This window comes from Asaia sp. Ae19-3 (genome assembly GCF_059801175.1).
In genome coordinates this window covers 673,053-692,804 of sequence record NZ_JBCHWF010000001.1, presented here as the reverse complement: position 1 = coordinate 692,804, position 19,752 = coordinate 673,053, and the positions used below count along the sequence as shown (strand labels likewise).

16 protein-coding genes and 1 pseudogene are annotated in these 19,752 nt (G+C 60.2%); 6 read left to right on the top strand and 11 right to left on the bottom strand.

The genetic code is table 11. The annotated features are described in order from the left end of the window. Nucleotides 1–41: 41 nt before the first annotated feature. Together AAID99_RS02955 and AAID99_RS02950 are read right to left on the bottom strand one after the other, a co-directional pair. Entirely contained in the window at nt 42–791 is a 750-nt protein-coding gene (locus AAID99_RS02955) for a trypsin-like serine peptidase (protein ID WP_229719502.1), read from the bottom strand. Then, complete coding sequence (locus AAID99_RS02950) at nt 791–1,186, bottom strand: cytidine deaminase (RefSeq protein ID WP_188425263.1); 396 nt, start codon at nt 1,184–1,186, stop codon at nt 791–793. Before AAID99_RS02950 ends, AAID99_RS02955 begins: the two co-directional genes overlap by 1 nt. A gap of 88 nt (nt 1,187–1,274) precedes the next feature. Between AAID99_RS02950 and lysA the strand changes: the two genes are divergently transcribed. The 3 genes from lysA to AAID99_RS02935 all read left to right on the top strand — a co-directional run bounded on the left by lysA (nt 1,275) and on the right by AAID99_RS02935 (nt 8,559). Next, nucleotides 1,275–2,576, top strand: a complete 1,302-nt coding sequence (gene lysA / locus AAID99_RS02945) for a diaminopimelate decarboxylase (protein ID WP_229719501.1) — start codon at nt 1,275–1,277, stop codon at nt 2,574–2,576. Then, the gene (locus AAID99_RS02940; RefSeq protein ID WP_498493117.1) at nt 2,573–5,260 is read left to right on the top strand and encodes a DUF4175 domain-containing protein; all 2,688 of its coding nucleotides are present in this window, start codon (nt 2,573–2,575) and stop codon (nt 5,258–5,260) included. The genes lysA and AAID99_RS02940 overlap by 4 nt, the downstream gene beginning before the upstream one ends. A gap of 344 nt (nt 5,261–5,604) precedes the next feature. Next, a complete protein-coding gene (locus AAID99_RS02935; RefSeq protein ID WP_498493116.1) occupies nt 5,605–8,559 on the top strand; it encodes a TonB-dependent receptor domain-containing protein in 2,955 nt (984 codons plus the stop codon). Nucleotides 8,560–9,094: 535 nt separating this feature from the next. Here the strand turns inward: AAID99_RS02935 and uraH are convergent. Genes uraH through AAID99_RS02895 form a run of 8 tightly spaced genes read right to left on the bottom strand, consistent with a single transcriptional unit; the run spans nt 9,095 to nt 16,028 of the window. Continuing rightward, nucleotides 9,095–9,427 (bottom strand): hydroxyisourate hydrolase, encoded by a 333-nt coding sequence (uraH, locus tag AAID99_RS02930; RefSeq protein WP_498493115.1) that lies wholly within the window; start codon nt 9,425–9,427, stop codon nt 9,095–9,097. Beyond that, nucleotides 9,424–9,918 (bottom strand): 2-oxo-4-hydroxy-4-carboxy-5-ureidoimidazoline decarboxylase, encoded by a 495-nt coding sequence (gene uraD, locus AAID99_RS02925; protein ID WP_498493114.1) that lies wholly within the window; start codon nt 9,916–9,918, stop codon nt 9,424–9,426. The genes uraH and uraD overlap by 4 nt, the downstream gene beginning before the upstream one ends. Then, nucleotides 9,915–10,811, bottom strand: a complete 897-nt coding sequence (gene puuE / locus AAID99_RS02920) for an allantoinase PuuE (protein ID WP_498493113.1) — start codon at nt 10,809–10,811, stop codon at nt 9,915–9,917. Before puuE ends, uraD begins: the two co-directional genes overlap by 4 nt. 20 nt (nt 10,812–10,831) lie before the next feature. Beyond that, nucleotides 10,832–12,409, bottom strand: coding sequence for a gamma-glutamyltransferase family protein (locus AAID99_RS02915; protein WP_498493112.1), 1,578 nt, complete (start codon nt 12,407–12,409; stop codon nt 10,832–10,834). Next, complete coding sequence (locus AAID99_RS02910) at nt 12,409–13,734, bottom strand: AtzE family amidohydrolase (RefSeq protein ID WP_498493111.1); 1,326 nt, start codon at nt 13,732–13,734, stop codon at nt 12,409–12,411. The genes AAID99_RS02915 and AAID99_RS02910 overlap by 1 nt, the downstream gene beginning before the upstream one ends. Next, nucleotides 13,731–13,904, bottom strand: coding sequence for an AtzG-like protein (locus AAID99_RS02905; protein ID WP_188425256.1), 174 nt, complete (start codon nt 13,902–13,904; stop codon nt 13,731–13,733). Before AAID99_RS02905 ends, AAID99_RS02910 begins: the two co-directional genes overlap by 4 nt. Next, nucleotides 13,901–15,343, bottom strand: a complete 1,443-nt coding sequence (locus AAID99_RS02900; RefSeq protein WP_498493110.1) for an NAD(P)-binding domain-containing protein — start codon at nt 15,341–15,343, stop codon at nt 13,901–13,903. Before AAID99_RS02900 ends, AAID99_RS02905 begins: the two co-directional genes overlap by 4 nt. 1 nt (nt 15,344) lies before the next feature. Further along, nucleotides 15,345–16,028, bottom strand: coding sequence for an HAD family acid phosphatase (locus AAID99_RS02895; protein WP_188425254.1), 684 nt, complete (start codon nt 16,026–16,028; stop codon nt 15,345–15,347). 373 nt (nt 16,029–16,401) lie between these two features. On the opposite strand from AAID99_RS02895, the pseudogene AAID99_RS02890 reads away from it, so the two are divergent. From AAID99_RS02890 to AAID99_RS02880, 3 genes and pseudogenes are all read left to right on the top strand, one after another. Then, nucleotides 16,402–16,563: pseudogene (locus AAID99_RS02890) on the top strand (TetR/AcrR family transcriptional regulator); the annotation flags it as partial. Between the two features lie 12 nt (nt 16,564–16,575). Beyond that, nucleotides 16,576–17,004 carry a TetR family transcriptional regulator C-terminal domain-containing protein gene (locus AAID99_RS02885; protein WP_498494253.1) on the top strand — a complete coding sequence of 143 codons (429 nt, stop codon included), beginning with the start codon at nt 16,576–16,578 and terminating at the stop codon, nt 17,002–17,004. 257 nt (nt 17,005–17,261) lie between these two features. Further along, nucleotides 17,262–18,575 carry a M20 family metallo-hydrolase gene (locus AAID99_RS02880; RefSeq protein ID WP_498493109.1) on the top strand — a complete coding sequence of 438 codons (1,314 nt, stop codon included), beginning with the start codon at nt 17,262–17,264 and terminating at the stop codon, nt 18,573–18,575. On the opposite strand, the gene AAID99_RS02875 is transcribed toward AAID99_RS02880, so the two are convergent. Continuing rightward, complete coding sequence (locus tag AAID99_RS02875; protein WP_498493108.1) at nt 18,564–19,718, bottom strand: MFS transporter; 1,155 nt, start codon at nt 19,716–19,718, stop codon at nt 18,564–18,566. The two genes, AAID99_RS02880 and AAID99_RS02875, sit on opposite strands and share 12 nt — an antisense overlap. Nucleotides 19,719–19,752: the final 34 nt, after the last annotated feature.

The window sequence follows — 19,752 nt, the reverse complement described above, 5'->3', positions numbered from 1 at the left end:
CTTTAACGGTCCGGATGCGCGCGAGTTCAAAGAGTAGCGTCTTACTTCCCTTTAACGCTTTTGTTAGAAACCCCTTCATTCGTGAAACCGACCGCTGTACCCCCCTGCCCTTCACGTGCGGTCACATCTATACCTGCGATGCCCCATTTTCCGTCTGTTTGCACCAGGAGAGGCGCGCCGCTCGCCCCATGCGTGGCAGCACAGTCATGATCGACCAGTTGCCCGCGCACATGAACGACATGACAGGCAAGATCGCCCATGGCGAGCTCCATACGGTCTTGCTGGTACCCTGCCAGCATGGCCGGTGCGCCCGGCTCGGCAGCAACGATCGGGAGCAATTCATTCGTTTTGACGAGCGCATGATCGAGAATAACGGTCGCATGATCGCCCTGGCTGGTACGCAGGGGGTGATAGGGATCATAGCTCGGCGCAATTACGAAACGCACCGCACGCGCTGTGGCACGCCACGACCCTGTGTCGTAGCCAAGCATGAAATGGATGCTTGAAGGCTGGACGAAATTCGCTGCCTCATCGCGCCAGAGACAATGAGCCGCCGTCATGATGACAGAAGGCGCCACCATAAACCCTGTGCAGCGGGCGCCGAGTTCGGTCTGCACTCGCCCTAGAATACGCCACGGCTCGCGGTTGACGTCGATAACGTGACGCGCGCCCGCGCCAATTCCCGGCAGGACGATACGAGCCGCCCGAGCAGGCGCGCCAGCGCAGGTCGCCATCATGAGCAGCGCAAGACAGGCTGCCCCCACAACCCGTTGAGCAGTCAGAGAATACATCACACGAGGTTTTCCGGCCCGAATGACCATGGCAACAACGCACCGAGTGTGGTCTCGAGCAATATAACGCCCTGAGGATCCACCATCGTCACCTTCAGGGTAGATGACGAAAATTCACGCAGACGCTGACGGCAGCCGCCACACGGCGTGCAGGCGGCATCACCCCCACCCACAATCACGATCTCGTCGATCTGCCGCTTACCAGCCAGAACCATGGCCGAGATTGCGCCCGCTTCCGCACAGCTTCCCTGCGGGTAGGCAGCATTTTCGACATTGCACCCGCTATAGATCACACCATCGCAACGCAGCGCAGCCCCGACATGAAAACGTGAATAGGGCGCATAGGCCTTTGCCCGGGCATCCAGCGCAGCACTGATCAGCGCGTCTTTCATCATTATTCCCCTCTCCTGGCATATTCCCAGCTTGGAAGCTGCTGATTGCCCTTGTAATCTAACCGGCATGACACGCCACGATCCTGATATCATGAACCTTCTCGCGTCACGCCCCTCCCTGCATATGGACGGGCAGGATGGTCTGCTTTTCGAGGGCGTTCCCCTGCAGACCATTGCGAATCAGGTTGGTACCCCCTGTTGGGTAACGGGAGCGGGAACGCTGCGCCGGCGCACGCGCAATCTCAGGAAAGCCTTCACCGAACGCGGGCTCGATGTTGCGCTTCATTATGCGCTCAAGGCCAATGACCATCTCGCGACGCTCAGCGTGCTCCGACAGGAAGGCTGCGGCGCCGATGTTGTCAGTGGCGGCGAGCTGAAACGCGCCTGTCAGGCAGGAATTGCTCCCTCTGCCATCGTGTTCTCGGGCGTGGGCAAGACCGATTCTGAACTCACCCTGGCGCTGCGCGAGGGTGTCGGCCAGATCAATGTTGAGAGTGCTGAGGAACTGCGTCGCCTGTCCCGTCTCGCTCGTGAGCTTGGTCTGAATGCGCCGGTTGCCTTGCGGGTCAATCCGCATATCGACGCCGAGACCCATGACAAGATCAGCACAGGCCGCCTGGGTGACAAGTTCGGTATCGACTGGGCAGACGCTATCGCGCTCTACCGCGAAGCCAGCACATTGCCTGGCATCAATATACGTGGTCTAGCCACCCATATTGGCAGCCAGATTCTCTCTCCCGCTCCGTTCAAGGCCGCTTACGCCCGCATCGCAGAGCTTGTGATCGATCTGCGTGCCCAGGGCCTGACCGTCAGCGTGGTCGATTGCGGTGGTGGTCTTGGTGTGCGTTATCGCGACGAACTGGCGCCGCCTCCGGCAGCACTGGCAGGCGCGATTGCCGAGACACTCGGCGGCCTCGATCTGAAACTGGCCATCGAGCCGGGCCGCTGGATCGCCGCACCCGCCGGGGTGCTGCTGACGTCGGTGATCGATCTCAAGGCTCAGCGCGACGGCGTCTCCGATTTCGTCATCGTCGATGCTGCCATGAACGATCTGGCTCGTCCCAGTCTCTACGGCGCCTGGCACGGCATTGTCCCCCTCGCCCCGGATCTCGCCTATGCAGAGACCGGCCCGCAGACGGTGGTCGGCCCCGTCTGTGAGTCGAGCGACGTGTTTGCAAAAGACCGACTCCTCCCCGCGGTTCGCCCTGGCGATACGCTCGCCCTGCTTGATACGGGGGCTTATGGTGCGGTCATGAGTTCGACCTATAACAGTCGCCCTCTGGCCGCACAGGTAATGATCGAAAACGGTCAGTGGAAACTTGTGCGCCCCCGGCAGCGTGTAGAAGCGTTATGGGCCGATGACAGTGTCCCGGAGTGGCTGGATTCTGAATGAGCATGGCTCCGCCCGCGCCACAGTCTCCTTACATGCTTGAAAAGCGGGTCGAGCGTGCCCGCCACCGCGCGCGGCGCGTGCTTTGGGTCGAATCTGCATGGTCGGCCGTGCAATGGCCACTTGGGCTGGCAGGCGGTTATGCGCTGAGCGGCCTGCTGCGTATTCCGCAATCCCTGCCCGACACGCTGCATGCCTTTCTTCTTGCTGGAGTAGGCGGCGGCGCCATTGCTCTGGCGGCGCGCCATCTTTCCCGACTGCCGCCCCCACGGCGCAGCGCCATCGACCGACGTATCGAATCCCGTTCCGGCCTTCGCCATCAGCCGCTTGCTGGCCTCGATGACTTGCCTGCGGACGGGGAAGAGACGGCGCTCTGGCAACGACATATGGAGCGCCTGCGCGCGAGCATAGGCCCGCTCCGTGCGGGCTGGCCACTTCTACACTGGACCCTGGAGCGCAGGATCGGCTGGGCCGGTTTCGCCCTAGCCCTGCTTGGTGCCGTCATCCTTGCCGGACCCGCAGCCCCCTCCCGGCTTGAAGCCGCATTCCTGCCGGGCGTTGACGATATCGACGTCCCTCTGCCCCAGATAGAGGCCTGGGTCGATCTCCCGGATTACGCCCCCGGCGCCCCAATTTTCCTTTCCAGAGACACGACGCCGCCGCCCATCCCCCAGGACGCAAAGCTGACCATTCATATTACTGGCGCGCGTTCTGGCCCCCATCTGCTGGGCGTGGATATCAGCGATGTCGGGGTCAAGCAGCTCGACCCCGGCAGCTGGAGCTTTGTCACGCGTCTGAGCCATGGCGGCAGGCTCTCGGTAAGGTCCCGGGGTCGGACGATTGGCGAATGGAATTTCACGATCGAGCCCGATCTCGCGCCTGAAGTCTGCTGGAAGAAGCCGCCCTCCATAGCCAGCGACAACCCGGATGTCGTGCTCCCCTGGCAGGTATCCCAGGCTCACGGCGTGACACGGCTTGAGGCTCAGATCAGCCTCGCCGCCAAGCCGACCCTGCCCCCGATCGATCTGGCAATCCCCCTCAAAGGTGAGCCCAAAAAGGCGGAAGGCAGTTTCGAGGCCGATCTGACAGAGTCGCTCTGGGCCGGAGAGAATGTCACGATCAGGTTGCACGCCACGAGCCGGAGTGGCCGTCAGGCGAACAGCGCGGTCGAGAAGCTCACCCTGCCCAGCCGGAGTTTTCACGATCCGATCGCCCGGGCTCTGGTTGCCTTGCGGCATCGCTTAGGGCTAGACCGCGAGACTGCAGCCCAGACAGCAGACGAGCTTAGGACCCTAGCCCAGACCCTGCCTTCCAGCGAAAAGGGAAGCACACTCGCTTTGCTCTACGCTGCGGCCCAGCTCGACGATCCGCTGGCAGAGCGTGCAAAAGAAAATACGCTCGGCCTGTGCTGGGCCGTCGCGCTCTATCTTGAAGATCTGCGCAATACAGACCGGGAAACTGCTCAGGCCAATCTCGAAATCCGGGCGGCTCAGAAAGCGGTCCAGGATCAGATCGCTCATATGCAGGCACTCGGCAAGGACGGGCATAGCGAAGCAGAGCAGCAGGAACTGGCAACGCGCATGAAGCGCCTGCGCGAGGCACTCGACCAGCGCATGCAGGCACTGATGCAGCGCAGCATGCAGCTCGGCAGCGTCATTCCGGATATGGGCGCTGATGATGGCAGCGATCCCGTATCGAGGCTGATGCGGCGCCTGCAATCGGATGCAGCCAATGGCCATTCCGACGACGCTCTGAAACGCTTCGACGATCTATCGAAAATGGTCGAGCGCATGAGGTCCGCCACGCCACAGGACCTCGCCCAGATTGCCCAGCAGATGCACGCCCGCATGAGGGCACAGGCGCAAAAGGCGACACTGCACGATCTGGTACGGCGCGAGACCACTCTTCTCGACCATGTTCAGGCACGCCTCGGCATCGGGCAGCGCAACGCGCGTGATGCCCAGCAGGGACAGAATCAGGATGTCAGCACCATGTCGACAGCAGAATTGCTGAAACGGCTGGGCATGGCACCGCCTCCTGATATGGACGAACCGCAATCGGCCCCGCCGCCACAACCGCCTGTCCTGTCTCAGGAAGAAGCGACCGCGCAGCATGAGCAGCGACGCGATGACCACGCTGTTCAGCGCGCCCTGCAGATGGTAGCTCGGCTGCTCAATGACGACATCAAATCACTGACTGGCAAAACCCTCGAGGGGCTCACCAAGGCGGACAAGGACATGCATTCTGTCCGTCAGGCACTGGCGAGTGTTCAGGATGGCCCTGCTGAAAGTGCAATCCGCCAGGTGCTGAAAGACCTCGCTGAGTCGGGGCAGCAAATGAGCGAAGCCCAGAAGGGCAAGAATCACGGTGGTGGTCCGCTCGCCCTTCTGCCGACCATGGGGACCGGCAACAGCGCTCAAGGCGGTAAAGGCAAGGGCGACCAACATCAGGCCGACAGCGATGATGATGACTCCGAAGGGGATGGCGGCAGCAAGGCTGATCGCGATCCTCTGGGGCGCAAACTCGGCAAGGGGCATTCGGGCGCCGATACGGACGGCACGATACCCGATGCCGATAGTCGTGAAAAAGCGCGTGAGATCGAACGCGAATTACGTCGTCGGGACGCAGACAGAACGCGTCCGCAGAGCGAACTGAATTATCTGGACAGGCTGCTGAAATCCTACTGAGTTGGCCTGCCCTTGAAAAAGCGCCTTACACACGCAACGATCAATTACGATCCTGCACAGGCCGCGCGGCGCGTATCCCCGCATGACAGGTCGAGCCAGGTCTCGAACTGTCACAGCGGCGAGGAAAAGTCTTTTCCCGTAAATAGTCTGAAAATACTGACTCTTTTCCACTCACCTTCAGTACCAGGATGAGCACGTTGAAGATCGTGACACGGAATGATGCAAATCTGCAACATCTCGACGCATTCTCGCGAAACAGAACGTCACAAAACGATAACGACCTTGCAATGATATGACAGAAACCGCAGCCTCGTGACACAGAGTCATTCCGAGGGTTAATCTTCATGAAAACCATTAAACTGCGAGGGCGAGCGCGTCTTTTTCTGGGTGCCGTGATTTTCCTGTCGCCTGCTGCGACCATGACGAGCGGCCATGCGCAGACCGCCTCAGCCAGCACGCATCATCGTAAAGCGGTCAAATCGACCACCAGGCACAAGACCACTGTCGCCAAGGGCACGACGAATGGTCCGATCGCTGGCGCACAGACCACCCCTGTTGCCACGACAGTGCCAGGCCGCTTGCAGAACGGGCTGCATAATGTATCAGCGACCGACAAACTGTCGTTCGGCAAGGCTGGCGCCGCTGAAGAAGTGATCGTTGTCGGTTCGGCGCTCAGCACGGCGAACAACACCAGCGCCAACCCAGTGCAGATCGTTACAGCCAAGCAGATCCAGCAGACAGGCGCGACCACGCTGGCGGATTTCTTCCAGCGTCTGCCGTCCGTGGGCTCGTCCAGCCAGCAGAACACCGAGACGAATGGCGGCGGCGGTGTCGCCTGTACCGATCTGCGTAATCTCGGCACCAACCGTGTTCTCGTCCTGATCGATGGCAAGCGTGCCGCGCTGAACAGTTCGAGCAACTGCTTCGACATGAACTCGATCCCTGTGCAGCAGGTCGCGAGCGTCGAAATCCTCAAGGATGGCGGCTCCGAACTTTATGGTGCCGATGCTGTTTCGGGCGTCATCAACATCAAGCTGCGGCATGATCTTGATACCGGCAACATCACGATCCGTGGCGGAATCACGGGCCATGGCGATGCGCCGCAAGGAATCATCTCCGGCTTCAAGGGCTGGAATTTCGATCACGGCAAGGGCAATGTCAGCCTGTTCGGCCAGTATTCGACGCAAGGCGGTGTCCGTCAACGCAACCGTTCCTGGTCGCGCAATGTGCAGATCGGTGACGATGCCGACCCGTCAAACAACGTCTTTGGTTCAAGCTACTCGCCCTATGGCAGGTTTCGTGGAGCAGATACCGGGGACTCCTATCGAAGCGACAACCAAGGAAATCTCGTATCCGGGACCAAACGCTACAATTTTGCTCATGACAGCTTCCTGACAAACCAATTGCAGGATTCGTCACTGAGTGGCGACGCCCATTACGATTTCAACGATCACTTCTCGCTGTATTCCAACGTTCTGTATTCTCACACGTCGAGCATGACCCAGATGGCTGCCGAGCCGGTTGCGGGCGCTGTTGGGCAAAATGGGCCGTATCCGACCGAGATTACGATCCCGGCCGATTATCCGGGCAATACGGCAGGCGAAGACCTCTCGATGACGCGGCGCATGAATGAATGGGGACCGCGTGAAACGCAGACCGCCAGCGATACGCTGACCGCCAAGGTCGGTGCACAGGGGCGCATCTACGGGGGATGGAAGTATGATCTGTCCTACACCTACGGCGCCAATATGTATAAATACCAGCAGAGCAACATAGGCAGCTATCCTGCCCTGCTGAACACCTATGGTCTGCAGCCTACCGCATTCGGCGATCCGAACTCGGGTATGATCTATAACCCGAGCGTGTGCAGCGCGGCTGCAGGATGTATCCTGTCCAGCCCGTTTGCCAGCCTTTCTCCGGACGCCGCACGCTATTCCAACCTCAACACAACGAGCAACGGACACTCGCAGCTACGCGACCTGAACCTGCGCATTCACAATGATCATGTTGCGACCATGCCCTGGGCTCATGGTGGCGATCTTGGTTTCGCTCTCGGCATGGAACATCGTGGCGAGCAGCTGACCTACGTGCCAGACCCGAACGTACAATCCGGTGTCGCCCTGACCAATCCACAGGGTGTGACCTCAGGTGGCTTCAACGTCACGGAAGGCTATCTGGAAGGCAAGGCCACGCTTCTGCGCGATACGTTCCTCGCCAAGGATCTGACCATCGACGCCCAAGGCCGCTATTCGTCCTATAGTACCTTTGGCGGCGTCGAAAACTGGAAGGCCTCCATCAACTGGGCCCCGACACGGGATATCCGTTTCCGCGGCACAATCGGCACGTCGTTTCGCCAGCCTTCGGTCTATGAACTGTTCGGCGCCCAGTCTCTCAGCTACGCCACGGCGCTCGATCCCTGCGCCGGCGCCTCAAGCCCGACGATTGTCGCCAACTGCATGAAGGCGGGCATCGCCAATCCGGGAAGCTTCGAACAACAGGGCGCTGGCCAGGTCGCAACCGTTTCGGGTGGCAACGCCAAGCTGCGGCCGGAAGCCGGGCGAACCTATACCTTCGGTACCGTCCTGACGCCGCGCTGGATTCCGGGCCTCTCCACCTCGGTCGAATTCTGGCACTACAATGTCAGTTCCTCGGTCGGATCGCTTGCCACCAACTACATCCTGAACAACTGCTATGACGGCACCAATCCGGGGCTTTGCAGTCTCGTTAACCGCTCTGCCAATGGGCAGATCTCGCAGGTTTCGGCCGTGTTGCAGAATCTTGGCACGACCAACACCAGCGGCATCGACTGGGACTTTGATTACCGCATCCGCCTGACGCGCCTGGACACGTTGACGGTCAGCAACAGCCTCCAGAACCTCGTCAACTATTCGCAACAGCTTATTCCTGGCGGTCAGTACTATCACTACACGAATGCCATCTATTATCCGGGTGGCACGTCCAACCCGCGCTGGCGCGACTACGCCACTGTCACGTGGCAGCACGGCCCGTTCTCCATCACCTACATGGCGAACTACACAGGCGGCGTTCACTGGAATGACAGCTCGTCATTCATGCAGCTTTCCGATGGCTATGGCCGGGTGAAGACACCCGCCATGGTACAGCAGGATATCGCACTCGGTTATCGCGTGCAGAGCTGGAACTTCACCGGTGGTATCAACAATATTGCCAACAAGAACCCGCCCTTCTTCGCAGATGGCGCGACCAACACGGATGCCTCCACCTATAGCTCCTTCGTTCCGGGCCGGAATTTCTGGCTGCAGATCAGCAAGGATTTCTGATCTCTCGTTACCAGTTGGGAAAAAGGGGGCGCATTCCGCCCCCTTTTTTTGTGCACAGACAGTTCCTGGCCTTGGACCAGGCTTTAATGATCCGGGACCGGAATACTGTTCATGCTTTTACCAAGCGACTGAAAGCCGGTAACCGCCATTGGCGGTCAGACCGATACATGGCCCGTCGGAAACCGTGTTGTTTGAGAAATCATGATAGGCCACTTATTGAAGGCCAACGCGACTGATACGCACCGCCACTTCGCAAAGCGTGACAGATCGTGCTGACAGGGGACGTGGCAGGATTAGGATCCACTTAGGGCGCCTGCCATCGTAAGTGATGCGGTGGCAAAGAGAAAATTGCGGTCCATATCCTGAACGGCCTTTGGCTGGCAGATCAGACCGTCAGACGAGCGTGATCGACGCGCCCTCCCGGCAATTGCCCTCGCACGACATCAAGCCTGCAGCAGAAAAGGGGGAGAAAGGTACGACCCCTTCTTCCCCTTTTTCACGCCTGATGCCGCTACCGCTTGAAGGCCGTCCGCTCTCAGCTTCCGCGGTAGGTCGAGTAGCCGAAAGGCGAAACAAGGAGCGGCACATGATAATGGCCTGCGCCTGTCATGCCGAAATCGATCTGCACCTCGTCCAGAAAAGGAGGTTCCGGCAAGACATGCCCATGCGCCCTGAAATATGCGGCCACGGCAAAGCGCAGCACATAAGCGCCTGCGGTCACACCAATGGCCTTAAGCTCGGCGCAACGTCCATCGCTATCGGTCACACCGGAAAAGAGAACGCGGTCGTCATGCAGCAATGTCACACGCATTCCTGCAGCGGGACGGCCGCTCGCCGTATCGAGAACATGAGTTGAGAGTGTGGTCATGATCCTGTCTTGTCCTTCAGGCGCAACAAGGCAATCTGATCGATCTGGTCGAGCGCCTCGGCCAGCTCTGCCTCGGGCGTCTGCTCGAGACGCCGTTCTATTTCCTGCCGGATCCGCTCCTTCGTGGCCCGACGCACGCAAATAACGAAGGGCATGTCGAAACGTGCCTGATAGGCATCGTTCAAAGCCCGGAACGAGATGAACTCAGCCTCGGTCAGCCGGTCGAGCCCGGCCCCTTCCTGCTCGGAAGCGGAAAGCGCTCCAAGATCAGGATCAACACCGAATTTTCTGGCAAGCTCGGGATGCGCCTTTACCAGGGCTTTCTGCCTGTCAGACGGCGCCTCACGCACAATACGCGACGTCGCTTCAATGAAAGCCTGCGCGCTGTCGAAAGGCGCCTGCGGCCAGGCGGCATCGACGATCCAGGGGCTGTGTTCATAAAGATCGCCGAATCGCGCGACGAAATTCTCGCGGTTTTCTGCGCCGATCATGCCGGGTGCTGCTCCAGCCAGTGACGCGCTATATCGAGGCGCGTTGCGACCCACACATCGTCATGCGCCCGCACATGATCCAGAAAGCGCTTCAGCGCCAGGGCACGCGCCGGGCGCCCTGCCAGACGGCAATGCAGACCGACGGACATCATGCGCCCTCCTTCCTGATAGAGCATATCGAAGCTGTCACGCAGATAGCGGAAGAACTGCTCGCCTTCGGTAAAACCGTTGAGAGCCACAAGCTTCATGTCGTTCACATCGAGCGTATAGGGCACAATAAGCTGCGCCTTGCCGTAGCGGCGATCATAGTAAGGCAGATCGTCGGCATAGGAATCAGCATCATAAACAAAGCACCCCTCCTGTGCGACGATCCTGGCCGTGTTGGGGCTGGTGCGGCCCTGATACCAGCCTAGGGGAGCTGCCCCCGTGACTTCCTTGTGCAGCCTGATCGCCTCACGGATATGCTTGCGCTCCTCAGCCTCAGGAATGTCCTGATAGTCGATCCAGCGCAGTCCATGAGAGGCGATTTCCCAGCCCGCCGCCTGCATGGCAGCCACGGCATCCGGATTACGCGAGAGCGCCATGGCGACACCGAAAACGGTCAGGGGCAGACCCGCTTCGGTAAAAAGACGGTGCAGGCGCCAGAAACCGGCGCGCGAGCCATACTCGTAAAGGCTCTCCATCTGCATGCATCGCGCACCCGAAATCGACCGAGTGCCAACCATCTCCGAGAGAAACGCCTCAGACCCGTTATCGCCATGGAGGATGTTATTCTCGGCGCCTTCTTCGTAATTCAGCACGAACTGCACGGCGATACGCGCCTTGTCGGGCCAGTTCGCCTCGGGAGGATGGGCGCCATAGCCCAGAAGATCGCGTGGATAACCCTCTCTCATGCCTCTGTCCCTTATGTGGCTTACAGCGCCGCCACGCCGCCGTCGCTACGCGGATCGGTAGCGCCTTCAAGCGTTCCGTCCTCATAGCGCCGAATGGCACCGGCATGACCCATTGCCGTGGCAAAAGGCGTCAGACTCTCGACGTCGTGACCGAGATCGCGCAAACCGTCGAGCAATTCTGGGGCGAAACGCGTTTCCATCTTGAGCGTGGTCGTTGTTTCACCCCAGGTGCGGCCCAAAAGCCAGCGCGGCGCAGTAATCGCCTCCTGCAGGCTCAATCCGGCAATGACATTGCGCGCCACAATAGCCGCCTGTGTCTGGGGCTGCCCCTCGCCGCCCATTGTGCCGTAAGACAGAAGGCTTCCGTCATTGAGCGCCGCCATGGCGGGGTTGAGCGTATGAAAAGGCTTGCGACCGGGAACGAGGCTGCGCAGGCGACCTGGCCTGAGATCGAAACTCGCCCCGCGATTCTGCCAGACAAGCCCGCTCTCGGGCAGCACAATCCCGGACCCGAATTCGAAATAGAGGCTCTGGATCATGCTGACCGACCAGCCCTCAGCATCCATCACACCAAACCAGGTCGTATCGCCCTGCTCGACCGGATGTGGCCAGGGTGCCGCGCGATCCAGATCGATTCCGGCCGCCATGGCATCAAGGGCGACGCTGTCTGACAGCAGAGCCTGAGGCGACGTCTCCATGATCGCCGGATCGGCGATCTTCTGATCACGCCAGATGAAGGCGGCCTTGGTGGCTTCGACCCAGCGATGGATATCCTCGACCGTATCCGCCCCCTTCACCCCAAGCCTCTCTGCAAGGGCCAGAATGAGGAGGGACGCCGCCCCCTGCGTGGGTGGGTTGACGTTGAAGAACCGCCCATGATGAAGCTGCGTCTCGAGCGGTGATGAAACCACAGCTTCATGATGGTTCAGATCGTCGAGCCCGACAGGTGAACCACAGGCGGCAAGCTCTGCTGCAATCAGATCGGCGAGTTTACCGTGATAGAAATCGCCCAGCCCCGCCGTAGCGAGACGCTTGAGCGTCCGCGCCAGTGCCGGGTTGCGATGGATGCTCCCCGCTATCGGCATGTCACCGGAGGGGAGAAACAACGCGCTGAAATTGGGCATGTAGCTCAGCACATCGAGATGCGCCGCCATGAGCCCGGCCATGCTTTCTGTCACCACCATACCGTGCTCGGCATGGTCGATGGCATCGGCCAGAAGTGTCGTGAGTGGCAGGCTGCCGCCTGCATAGGCAAGCGCCTGGCTCCACCCGGCAACGGTCCCCGCCACCGTATTGGCGGCCAGGCCGCCGCGCCAGGGCACGGCATCAAGGCCGCTATAGAGTTCGGGGGTCGCGTTCTGGGCCAGCCTGCCACAGGCATCAATCGCCCGCATGGCCCCTTCTGGCCTGCGGATAATCCAGAACCCGTCTCCACCCAGCCCCGTCATATGCGGATAGACAACCGAGAGAGTCGCCGCGACGGCCACGGCTGCCTCAACGGCATTACCGCCCTGTCTGAGAATATCCCTTCCCGCCTGAGCGGCAAGATGATGCGGGGCGGTCACCATTCCCTTGCGGGAGCGCGCACTGAAAAGCATCAATCCTCCAGAATTCGCGCACGGGCCAGCCCCGATCGCTCAAGAGCTTCGCCGAAAGCGATCAGCCGGTCTTCACGTCCCGGCGGCGCGATGATCTGCGCGCCGAGCGGCAGCCCCTCAACCGCGAGCGGCACAGTGAGAACCGGAAACCCAGCCAGTGTGAGAGGCTGGGTGTAGAGACCCAGATTGGCGCGTGCCGGAACCGCCTTGCGACCGATCATGAGCACCGGCGCCTCGATGCGCGGTGCCTCACCGACGACGGCAGGCGCGATCAGAAGATCCGTTGTCTCGAAGGCCTCATGCATCCGGTCACGAAACCAGCGACGCAGCTTATGCGCCCTGAACGCAACCGGCGCCGGAACAAGCGCCCCGGCGAGAAGGCGATCGCGTACCGCAGGATCATAAAGCGCCGCCTGACGACGCAACCGGTCGAGATGCAGCCCGCCGCCTTCCGAAGCGCTGATGACAAAAGCAGCCGCACGGGCCGCTGCGACCTCGGGAAGCTGTATTTCACGCCCGACACCCAAAGCACGACATAACCCGGCAAGCGCCGCTTCCATTTCCGGCGACACATCGGTGGCAAACCATCCGCCCAGTCGCGCCAGACGCAGCCCGTCCGTGTCGACCCGGGCGAGTGTTTGGCCTGTCAGCGCGTCCATCATAAGGCGCATATCGCCAGCGCTGGCTGTAAAGGGTCCAACCGTGTCGAGACTGGCCACGAAAGGAAAGGACCCTGCGGTTGGCAGTAGGTTCTGTGTCGCGCGCAATCCCCATACACCGCAGAGCGACGCGGGAACACGGATGGAACCATTCGTGTCCGAGCCAAGGGAGAGCGGAAAATATCCGGCAGCGACACCGGCAGCCGACCCACCGGAAGATCCCCCTGCCAGGCGGGTTGTATCGTGCGGGTTGTGAGTCAGACCGTAATGCGCATTATCCGTTGCAAAACCGTAAGCGAATTCATCCATATTGGTAGTAGCGAGCGGGATCGCGCCGGCCGCAACCAGACGGCGTACAAGCAGTGCATCCTGAGTGGCTGGAGGCTCATCGGCCAGCACATGTGAGCCCGCTGTCGTGACGAGCCCCTCGACATCGAACAGGTCCTTGATGCCGAACGGCACACCAGCCAGAGGCCCGGGATCACCCCCGCTGGCCACAATCGCATCGATATGGCGTGCCTGGTTGAGCGCCCGCTCGGCAAGCAGACGCGTGACCGCATTGAGAGCCCCGTCACGCGCGAGCACCCGGTCGAGACAGAACGTGATGACGGAAACCGCCGAGCGTTCTCCGGCTCTGACCGCCCGCGCGAGTTCCATTGCTCTCATGGATGATACTCGTAGGCTGGTTCAAGCCGCTCAGGCAGATCGACGGCGTTTACCAGCGCCTCATACTGCCCGATAAGCGCCAGATTACGCATTATCTCGGAACGATATTCTTCTGGAACGGTCAGGTCGAGCGCAGCGGCGCGCGCCACGAGTTGCTCTTCAGCTGTCATGCCTGCTCCTCACCCTGTCGGCCGAGGCTGACCAGTTCTTCAGTGTCGTAAGAGAGCAGGCTCTCAAGATGCTTTTCGCCATCCTGAACGAAGAGATCGCAGGCAATCGCCCGGGCAAGCCTGTCGACGCCGTAACGCATTCCGCTGATCGAAGCGCCCGAAAGCCCCATGCTCGGCGTTGCGGCGAAGGTGAAATTATAGATCGCACCGAGCATTGCGGCGTCGGGACGCGCCGCATCACGAGGCAGGAACTGACTTTGCGGGCTGAGATAGGGGTAGGAATCGAGCACAGCGCTCTCTTCTCCCGCCGGGGCGGTAAAACGATCACCCCAGAGCGCGATATTGGACGCGAAGGACGCTGTCTCGGGGCGCTTGCTGAAATCGATCACAAAACCCGTACCGATGATCAGAAAGTCGAATGTCTTTTCACCACGGGGCGTTTTCACGATCACGGTTTGTCCATCGCAACGGGCATCGAGCCAGGGCGTGTCGCCGTGAAAGCTGAAGCCGTCATGACGGCTGCACCGCCAGAACGTATCCTGCGGCGGAGGCTGGTTGAGATCGAAGATACGACGCATGAAACGCCAGCGCGTCAGATCCGGGAGCGACGGAAAATGGCCGAGGAACCCGGCATTTTCCATCCAGCGATACGGGTTGATGCGCGGCAGGGTCTTGCGGCGGATACAGACAGCAACCGATTGCGCCCCGGCTTCGAGCGCCGTCGCGGCATTGTCGAACGCAGACGCCCCGCCGCCCAGCACGCCAACCCGCTTGCCACGCAGAGCTTCAAAGTCGATTTCCTGATGCGTATGGGCATAAAGATGGGCTGGTACCGACTCACGAATGAATTCGGGCACATGCCACGATCCGCTGCCCTCGATACCGGTCGCAAGCACGATGCGACGCGCCCAGACCTTGCTGGTTTCGCCATCCTGCGACCGGAAGGTGAGATGCAGCAACCCGTCCTGCCACACGACATCGACGAGTTCACGATCATGCTGCACTGGCAAGGCAAGGGTCTCGCTATACCAGTCGAGATAGGCCTGCCAGTCGCGTCGGTCGATCTTGTCGAGCGAGGCCCAGGCAGCTTCTCCGTAGCGCGCCTCAAACCATGAGCGTGGTGTCAGAGATGGAATACCCAGATCGGGCCCGGTCACATGCTTGGGCGTACGCAAGGTAATCATCCGGGCGAACGTTACCCATGGACCTGCCTTGCCATGCATGGCCCGCTCGAACACGCGCACATTATGCACGCCAATACGACGGAGGGCGAAGCTTGTCGCCAGACCGCCCTGACCACCACCAATCACTGCGACATCAAGAACCGGCTCGCCATGATGCGTCAGAACTGACGAAACCCACGGCCCTGAGGCATAGGCGATTTTCTCGAGATCCTCATGAACCTGTCTGGTGAGGGCTTTGAGCGCGTCATTCTGCATGTCAGGGGACCCGATAGAAGGGATTGGGAAGAAGGAAACCGCGTTCGGCATAGCCACCGGCAAGATCCGATGGCTGGTCACCGATATTGGCGATGATGTGATAGCCGTCCTGCTCGATTTTCTGGCGAGCTGCGCTCTTGTAGTCCGACGCTGAAGCCGTGTGGCTTCCATCGGTACGCAGAACCAGACCAGCCCAGTTGTGATAGCCGGACGCCTCGAGATTTTGGGCCGTCTCGGTGCGCTCATGCTCGTAACGACCGGTCACGAAAAACACCGCAACGTCATGCTGCTGCGCCATCCCATAAAGGGCGAGCATGGCAGGAAACGCTTCGGCCTTTGCCGTCTGCTCCCATGCCTCGACACCACAAGGCCCCTTGGGCAGCGTGTCGCATCGCCCCTCACGAAAATAGGCAAACTGGTTGGCAGCTATTTCAGGCCAGTTCGACAGAGACGTCTCGTCGATATCGAGAACAACGGCGGGTCTGCTGACATGCACGGCGCGCAAGCGCACCCATTCCGACGCCTCCTGGATCACCGAAGCAAAATCGCGCTCATAGGCGCCACTATCATGATAGGCTTTTGCGGCAATGGCGGCATCGCCCACATTGACCGGCACGGCCTGCGCAGTGACGGGGCCCAGAGCCGGAGCGCAAAGCATAGCGGCAATAAGCGCGCCCCTGCCCACGGAACGCCATCGCCCAAACGCGGACCGGCATGGTTGAACTGTCGCACAACTCACGTGATGACCAACTCCTGCATAAGATCTCTTACGGTCTGACCCTCATCTTTGCTTTCCGAAGCGACGAGCGCAACCTCGCTCTTCGCCACCGCTTGAAAGCACTCTTTTATGGTATACCAATCCGGTACGGTATTGGAATCTCGTTTGTTAAGTGAAACAGATCCCCGTCTAGACGTCCAGCCCCGGGAACAGGTTTGATCGCAGATACGTGTAATGTCGCTTCGATCAAAATTTAACGAATAGCTTTGCAACTACTTGAAAAAACCACAATTGCAAATTATCCGAAAGCGCTAGGTTTCATCGAAATCAGGAGTTCGTTTTGGGCGTCCCGCGCGAAATAGCAGTCGTCACCATATTGGATGCCGCCCGGAAAATCTTTTCTGAACATGGCTTTAGCGGAGCCAGCATTGCCGCTGTTGCCCGAGAAGCAGGCATACCCAAAGCCAATATCCACTATTATTTTTCTACCAAGGAAATACTTTACCAAGAGGTATTGCACCGCACCGTGCAGGAATGGCTTGGCGATTGCGAGACGTGGCTCCGGCCCGAATCATCGGCTGATACGGCGCTGCGTGGCTATGTCATGTCGAAGCTCGCCTTTTCCCGCATCAATCCGCATGCGTCACGACTTTTCGCGCATGAAATCCTTGGGGGGGCGCGCTATCTGGGCGATTATCTCTCGACCACGCTGCGCGACGCGATCCATCCCTTCAAGGAAACTTTCGAGACATGGATGGCCCGTGGAGAAATTCCCAAGGGTGATCCGACCCATTTCCTGTTTTGTCTGTGGGCCATGACCCAATGGTATGCCGACATGCAGCCGCAGGTGACGGCATTGCTCGAAAAAGAGACGCTCGAGGAAAGCGATTTCCAGGTCGCAGCCGAGACCATTCTGTCTCTCGTCCTGCGCAAGACTGCCTGAGAAAACACGACTCTGGCCCGCTTCCTTTGAGCCTTGAATGCGGCCTTATCAACCGGCGTCTTTATGGGTGAGGAAAGGCGGGTTTTCGGGGCGCCTTGACCACCACCGGTCGCGACATCACGCTCACGCGTTCGTAGCGCCCCTCGAAGCCTCTCCCCGGTTGTCCGTCTCCCTCGGTCAGTTATGCTCCTCGAGACAAACGCCTGTTTCACGCGCAGAGCCGGCGCTGTAGCCTGTGAGGCACGATACGCAGCAGAATGGACCAGAGGATCGAGGAGGATCACGACATGACGGATCAGGACCATACCCTCATGGGCAACAGCGCCATCGATTCAGACGCTCTTTGGCATGACATCATGGAGACGGCGCAGTTTGGCGCGACCGAGAAAGGCGGCCTCTGTCGCCTCGCCCTGAGTGCCGAAGATCGGCAAGTGCGAAACTGGTTTACACAGACAGCCGAAGCACTTGGGGCTACAGTCACGTCAGACGACATGGGCAACCAGTTTGCCCGTTTCGAGGGCACCGAGCCGGGCCTCGCCCCTATCGCAATCGGCAGTCATCTCGATACGCAGCCCACAGGTGGCAAATACGATGGCATTATCGGCGTGCTGGGTGGCATTGCTGTTCTGCGTACGTTGAAGGAAAGCGGGCGTCGCCTTCGCCATCCTGTCGAGATCGTCAACTGGACCAATGAGGAGGGGGCACGGTTCGCGCCTGCCATGCTGAGTTCTGGCGTTTTCGCGAAGATCTTCACACCTGATTTTGCGAAAAGTCGCGTCGATGCGCAAGGCACACGCTTTGACACCGCACTCGCCTCGATCGAGGCTGCAGGCGACGAACCCTGCGGCGAACATCCTCTCGCCGCCTATCTTGAACTGCATATCGAGCAAGGCCCTGTGCTTGAAGCAGAGCACTGCACGATCGGTGTCGTGACCGGTGTGCAGGGCATGCGCTGGTATGAGGTGACGGTCACGGGTCGCGATTCCCATGCTGGCACGACACCGATGACCATGCGGGCCGATGCACTCCAGGCGGCCTCACGCCTCATGGCCAGCGTACAGGAGATCGCACTCAATCGCCCGCCCCACGCTGTCGGGACGGTTGGCATGGTGACGGTCAAGCCAAACAGCCGCAACACCATTCCCGGAGAGGTCATTTTCAGCGTCGATCTGCGTGACCCCAATGATGATGTCGTCATTGCCATGGAAAACAGTTTCCGCGATCGCGCCGGGGCACTGTCGCGCGAATACGGGGTCAGCATCGGTATTCGCGAAATCTGGGACTCACCGGCCGTGCATTTTGACCAGCGCCTGATCGACGCTGTTTCCTTCGCAGCCCGCGCTCAACATCTGCCGTCACGCGAGATCACCTCGGGCGCAGGCCATGACGCGGCCTATCTCGCCCGCATCGTCCCGACGACCATGATCTTCGTCCCCTGTGCTGGCGGCATAAGCCATAATGAAAGTGAATCTGCCACGCGCGAGGATATTGCTGCCGGGGCCAATGTTCTGCTGCAGACCTTGTTCATTGCAGACAGGCAACTCGACCCCGGCTCGCCGTCAGGCAGCTGATTTGCGCCGGTAAAACAACACGATCAGGAAGGCGACCAGCGCCACGGCGGTGCCACTGACCGACACCGCCCCGTAGCCGAGACCGTGTGAGAGCACCGCGCCACCCAGCCAGGCACCAAGTGCGTTACCGAGGTTGAACGCGCCGATATTGACCGAGGATGCGAGGGCTGGCGCCTCATGCGCTGCCTGCATCGTGCGCATCTGGAGCGCAGGCATGATGGCGAAAGACGCCGCGCTCCAGACCAGGATACCGGCTATTGCGCCAAGGGAAGAGGCTGCAAGCATCGGGTAAACGAGCATGATCCCCCCGAGAACCGGCAGCATGGTCAGAAGGGCAAAGCGCGTCGAGCGATCGGCAAGCCGCCCACCGAGTGCCGCACCGATGCTGAAGCCTACCCCGATGGTCATCAGCGCCAGCGTGACGAGCGCGTCGCTGGCATGGGTGATGCTGTGCAGGAATGGCGCAATATAGGTGTAAAGTACGAACATGATCCCGGCGCCGAGTGTCGTGACTGTAAGAGCAAGCAGCACTTCCCCGCCCAGCAGGACACGCAACTCACCCAGGATATCGGGCTTGGGCGAACGCCCTCTTGGTGGAAGCGCGATGGAAAGCGCCAGAACGGCCAGCGCGCCGAGCAGGGCTGTCACGAGAAAGGCGCTGCGCCAGCCCATCGTGTCCCCAAGCCAGGTGGCAGCAGGCACACCAAAGATATTGGCGATGGTCAGCCCCAGAAACATGGACGCAACCGCTGAGGCCCGCTTCTCGGGCGCGACGACACTCGAAGCTTCGACTGCGCCAAGACCGAAAAACGCACCGTGAGACAGGCTTGTGACAACCCGCCAGAACATGAGCAGCGCATAGCTGTGGCTCAGCCCGGCACCGAGATTGCCGATGATATAAAGCCCCATGAGCCCTATCAGCGCTGCCTTTCGCGACATGGCCCCCAGAAGCAATGTCATGATCGGCGCGCCGATCATGACGCCAAACGCATAGGCGCTGACGAGCCCCCCGGCCTTGGGTACACTGACATGCAGATCCTGCGCGATAACGGGCAGCAGACCCATCGGCGTGAACTCGGTCGTGCCAATCGCGAAAGCGCCAACAGCGAGCGAGAATAATGCAATACGCGGCGATGCCATCATGCCTCCAGAATATTTAAAGCTCACGCAACTTCTT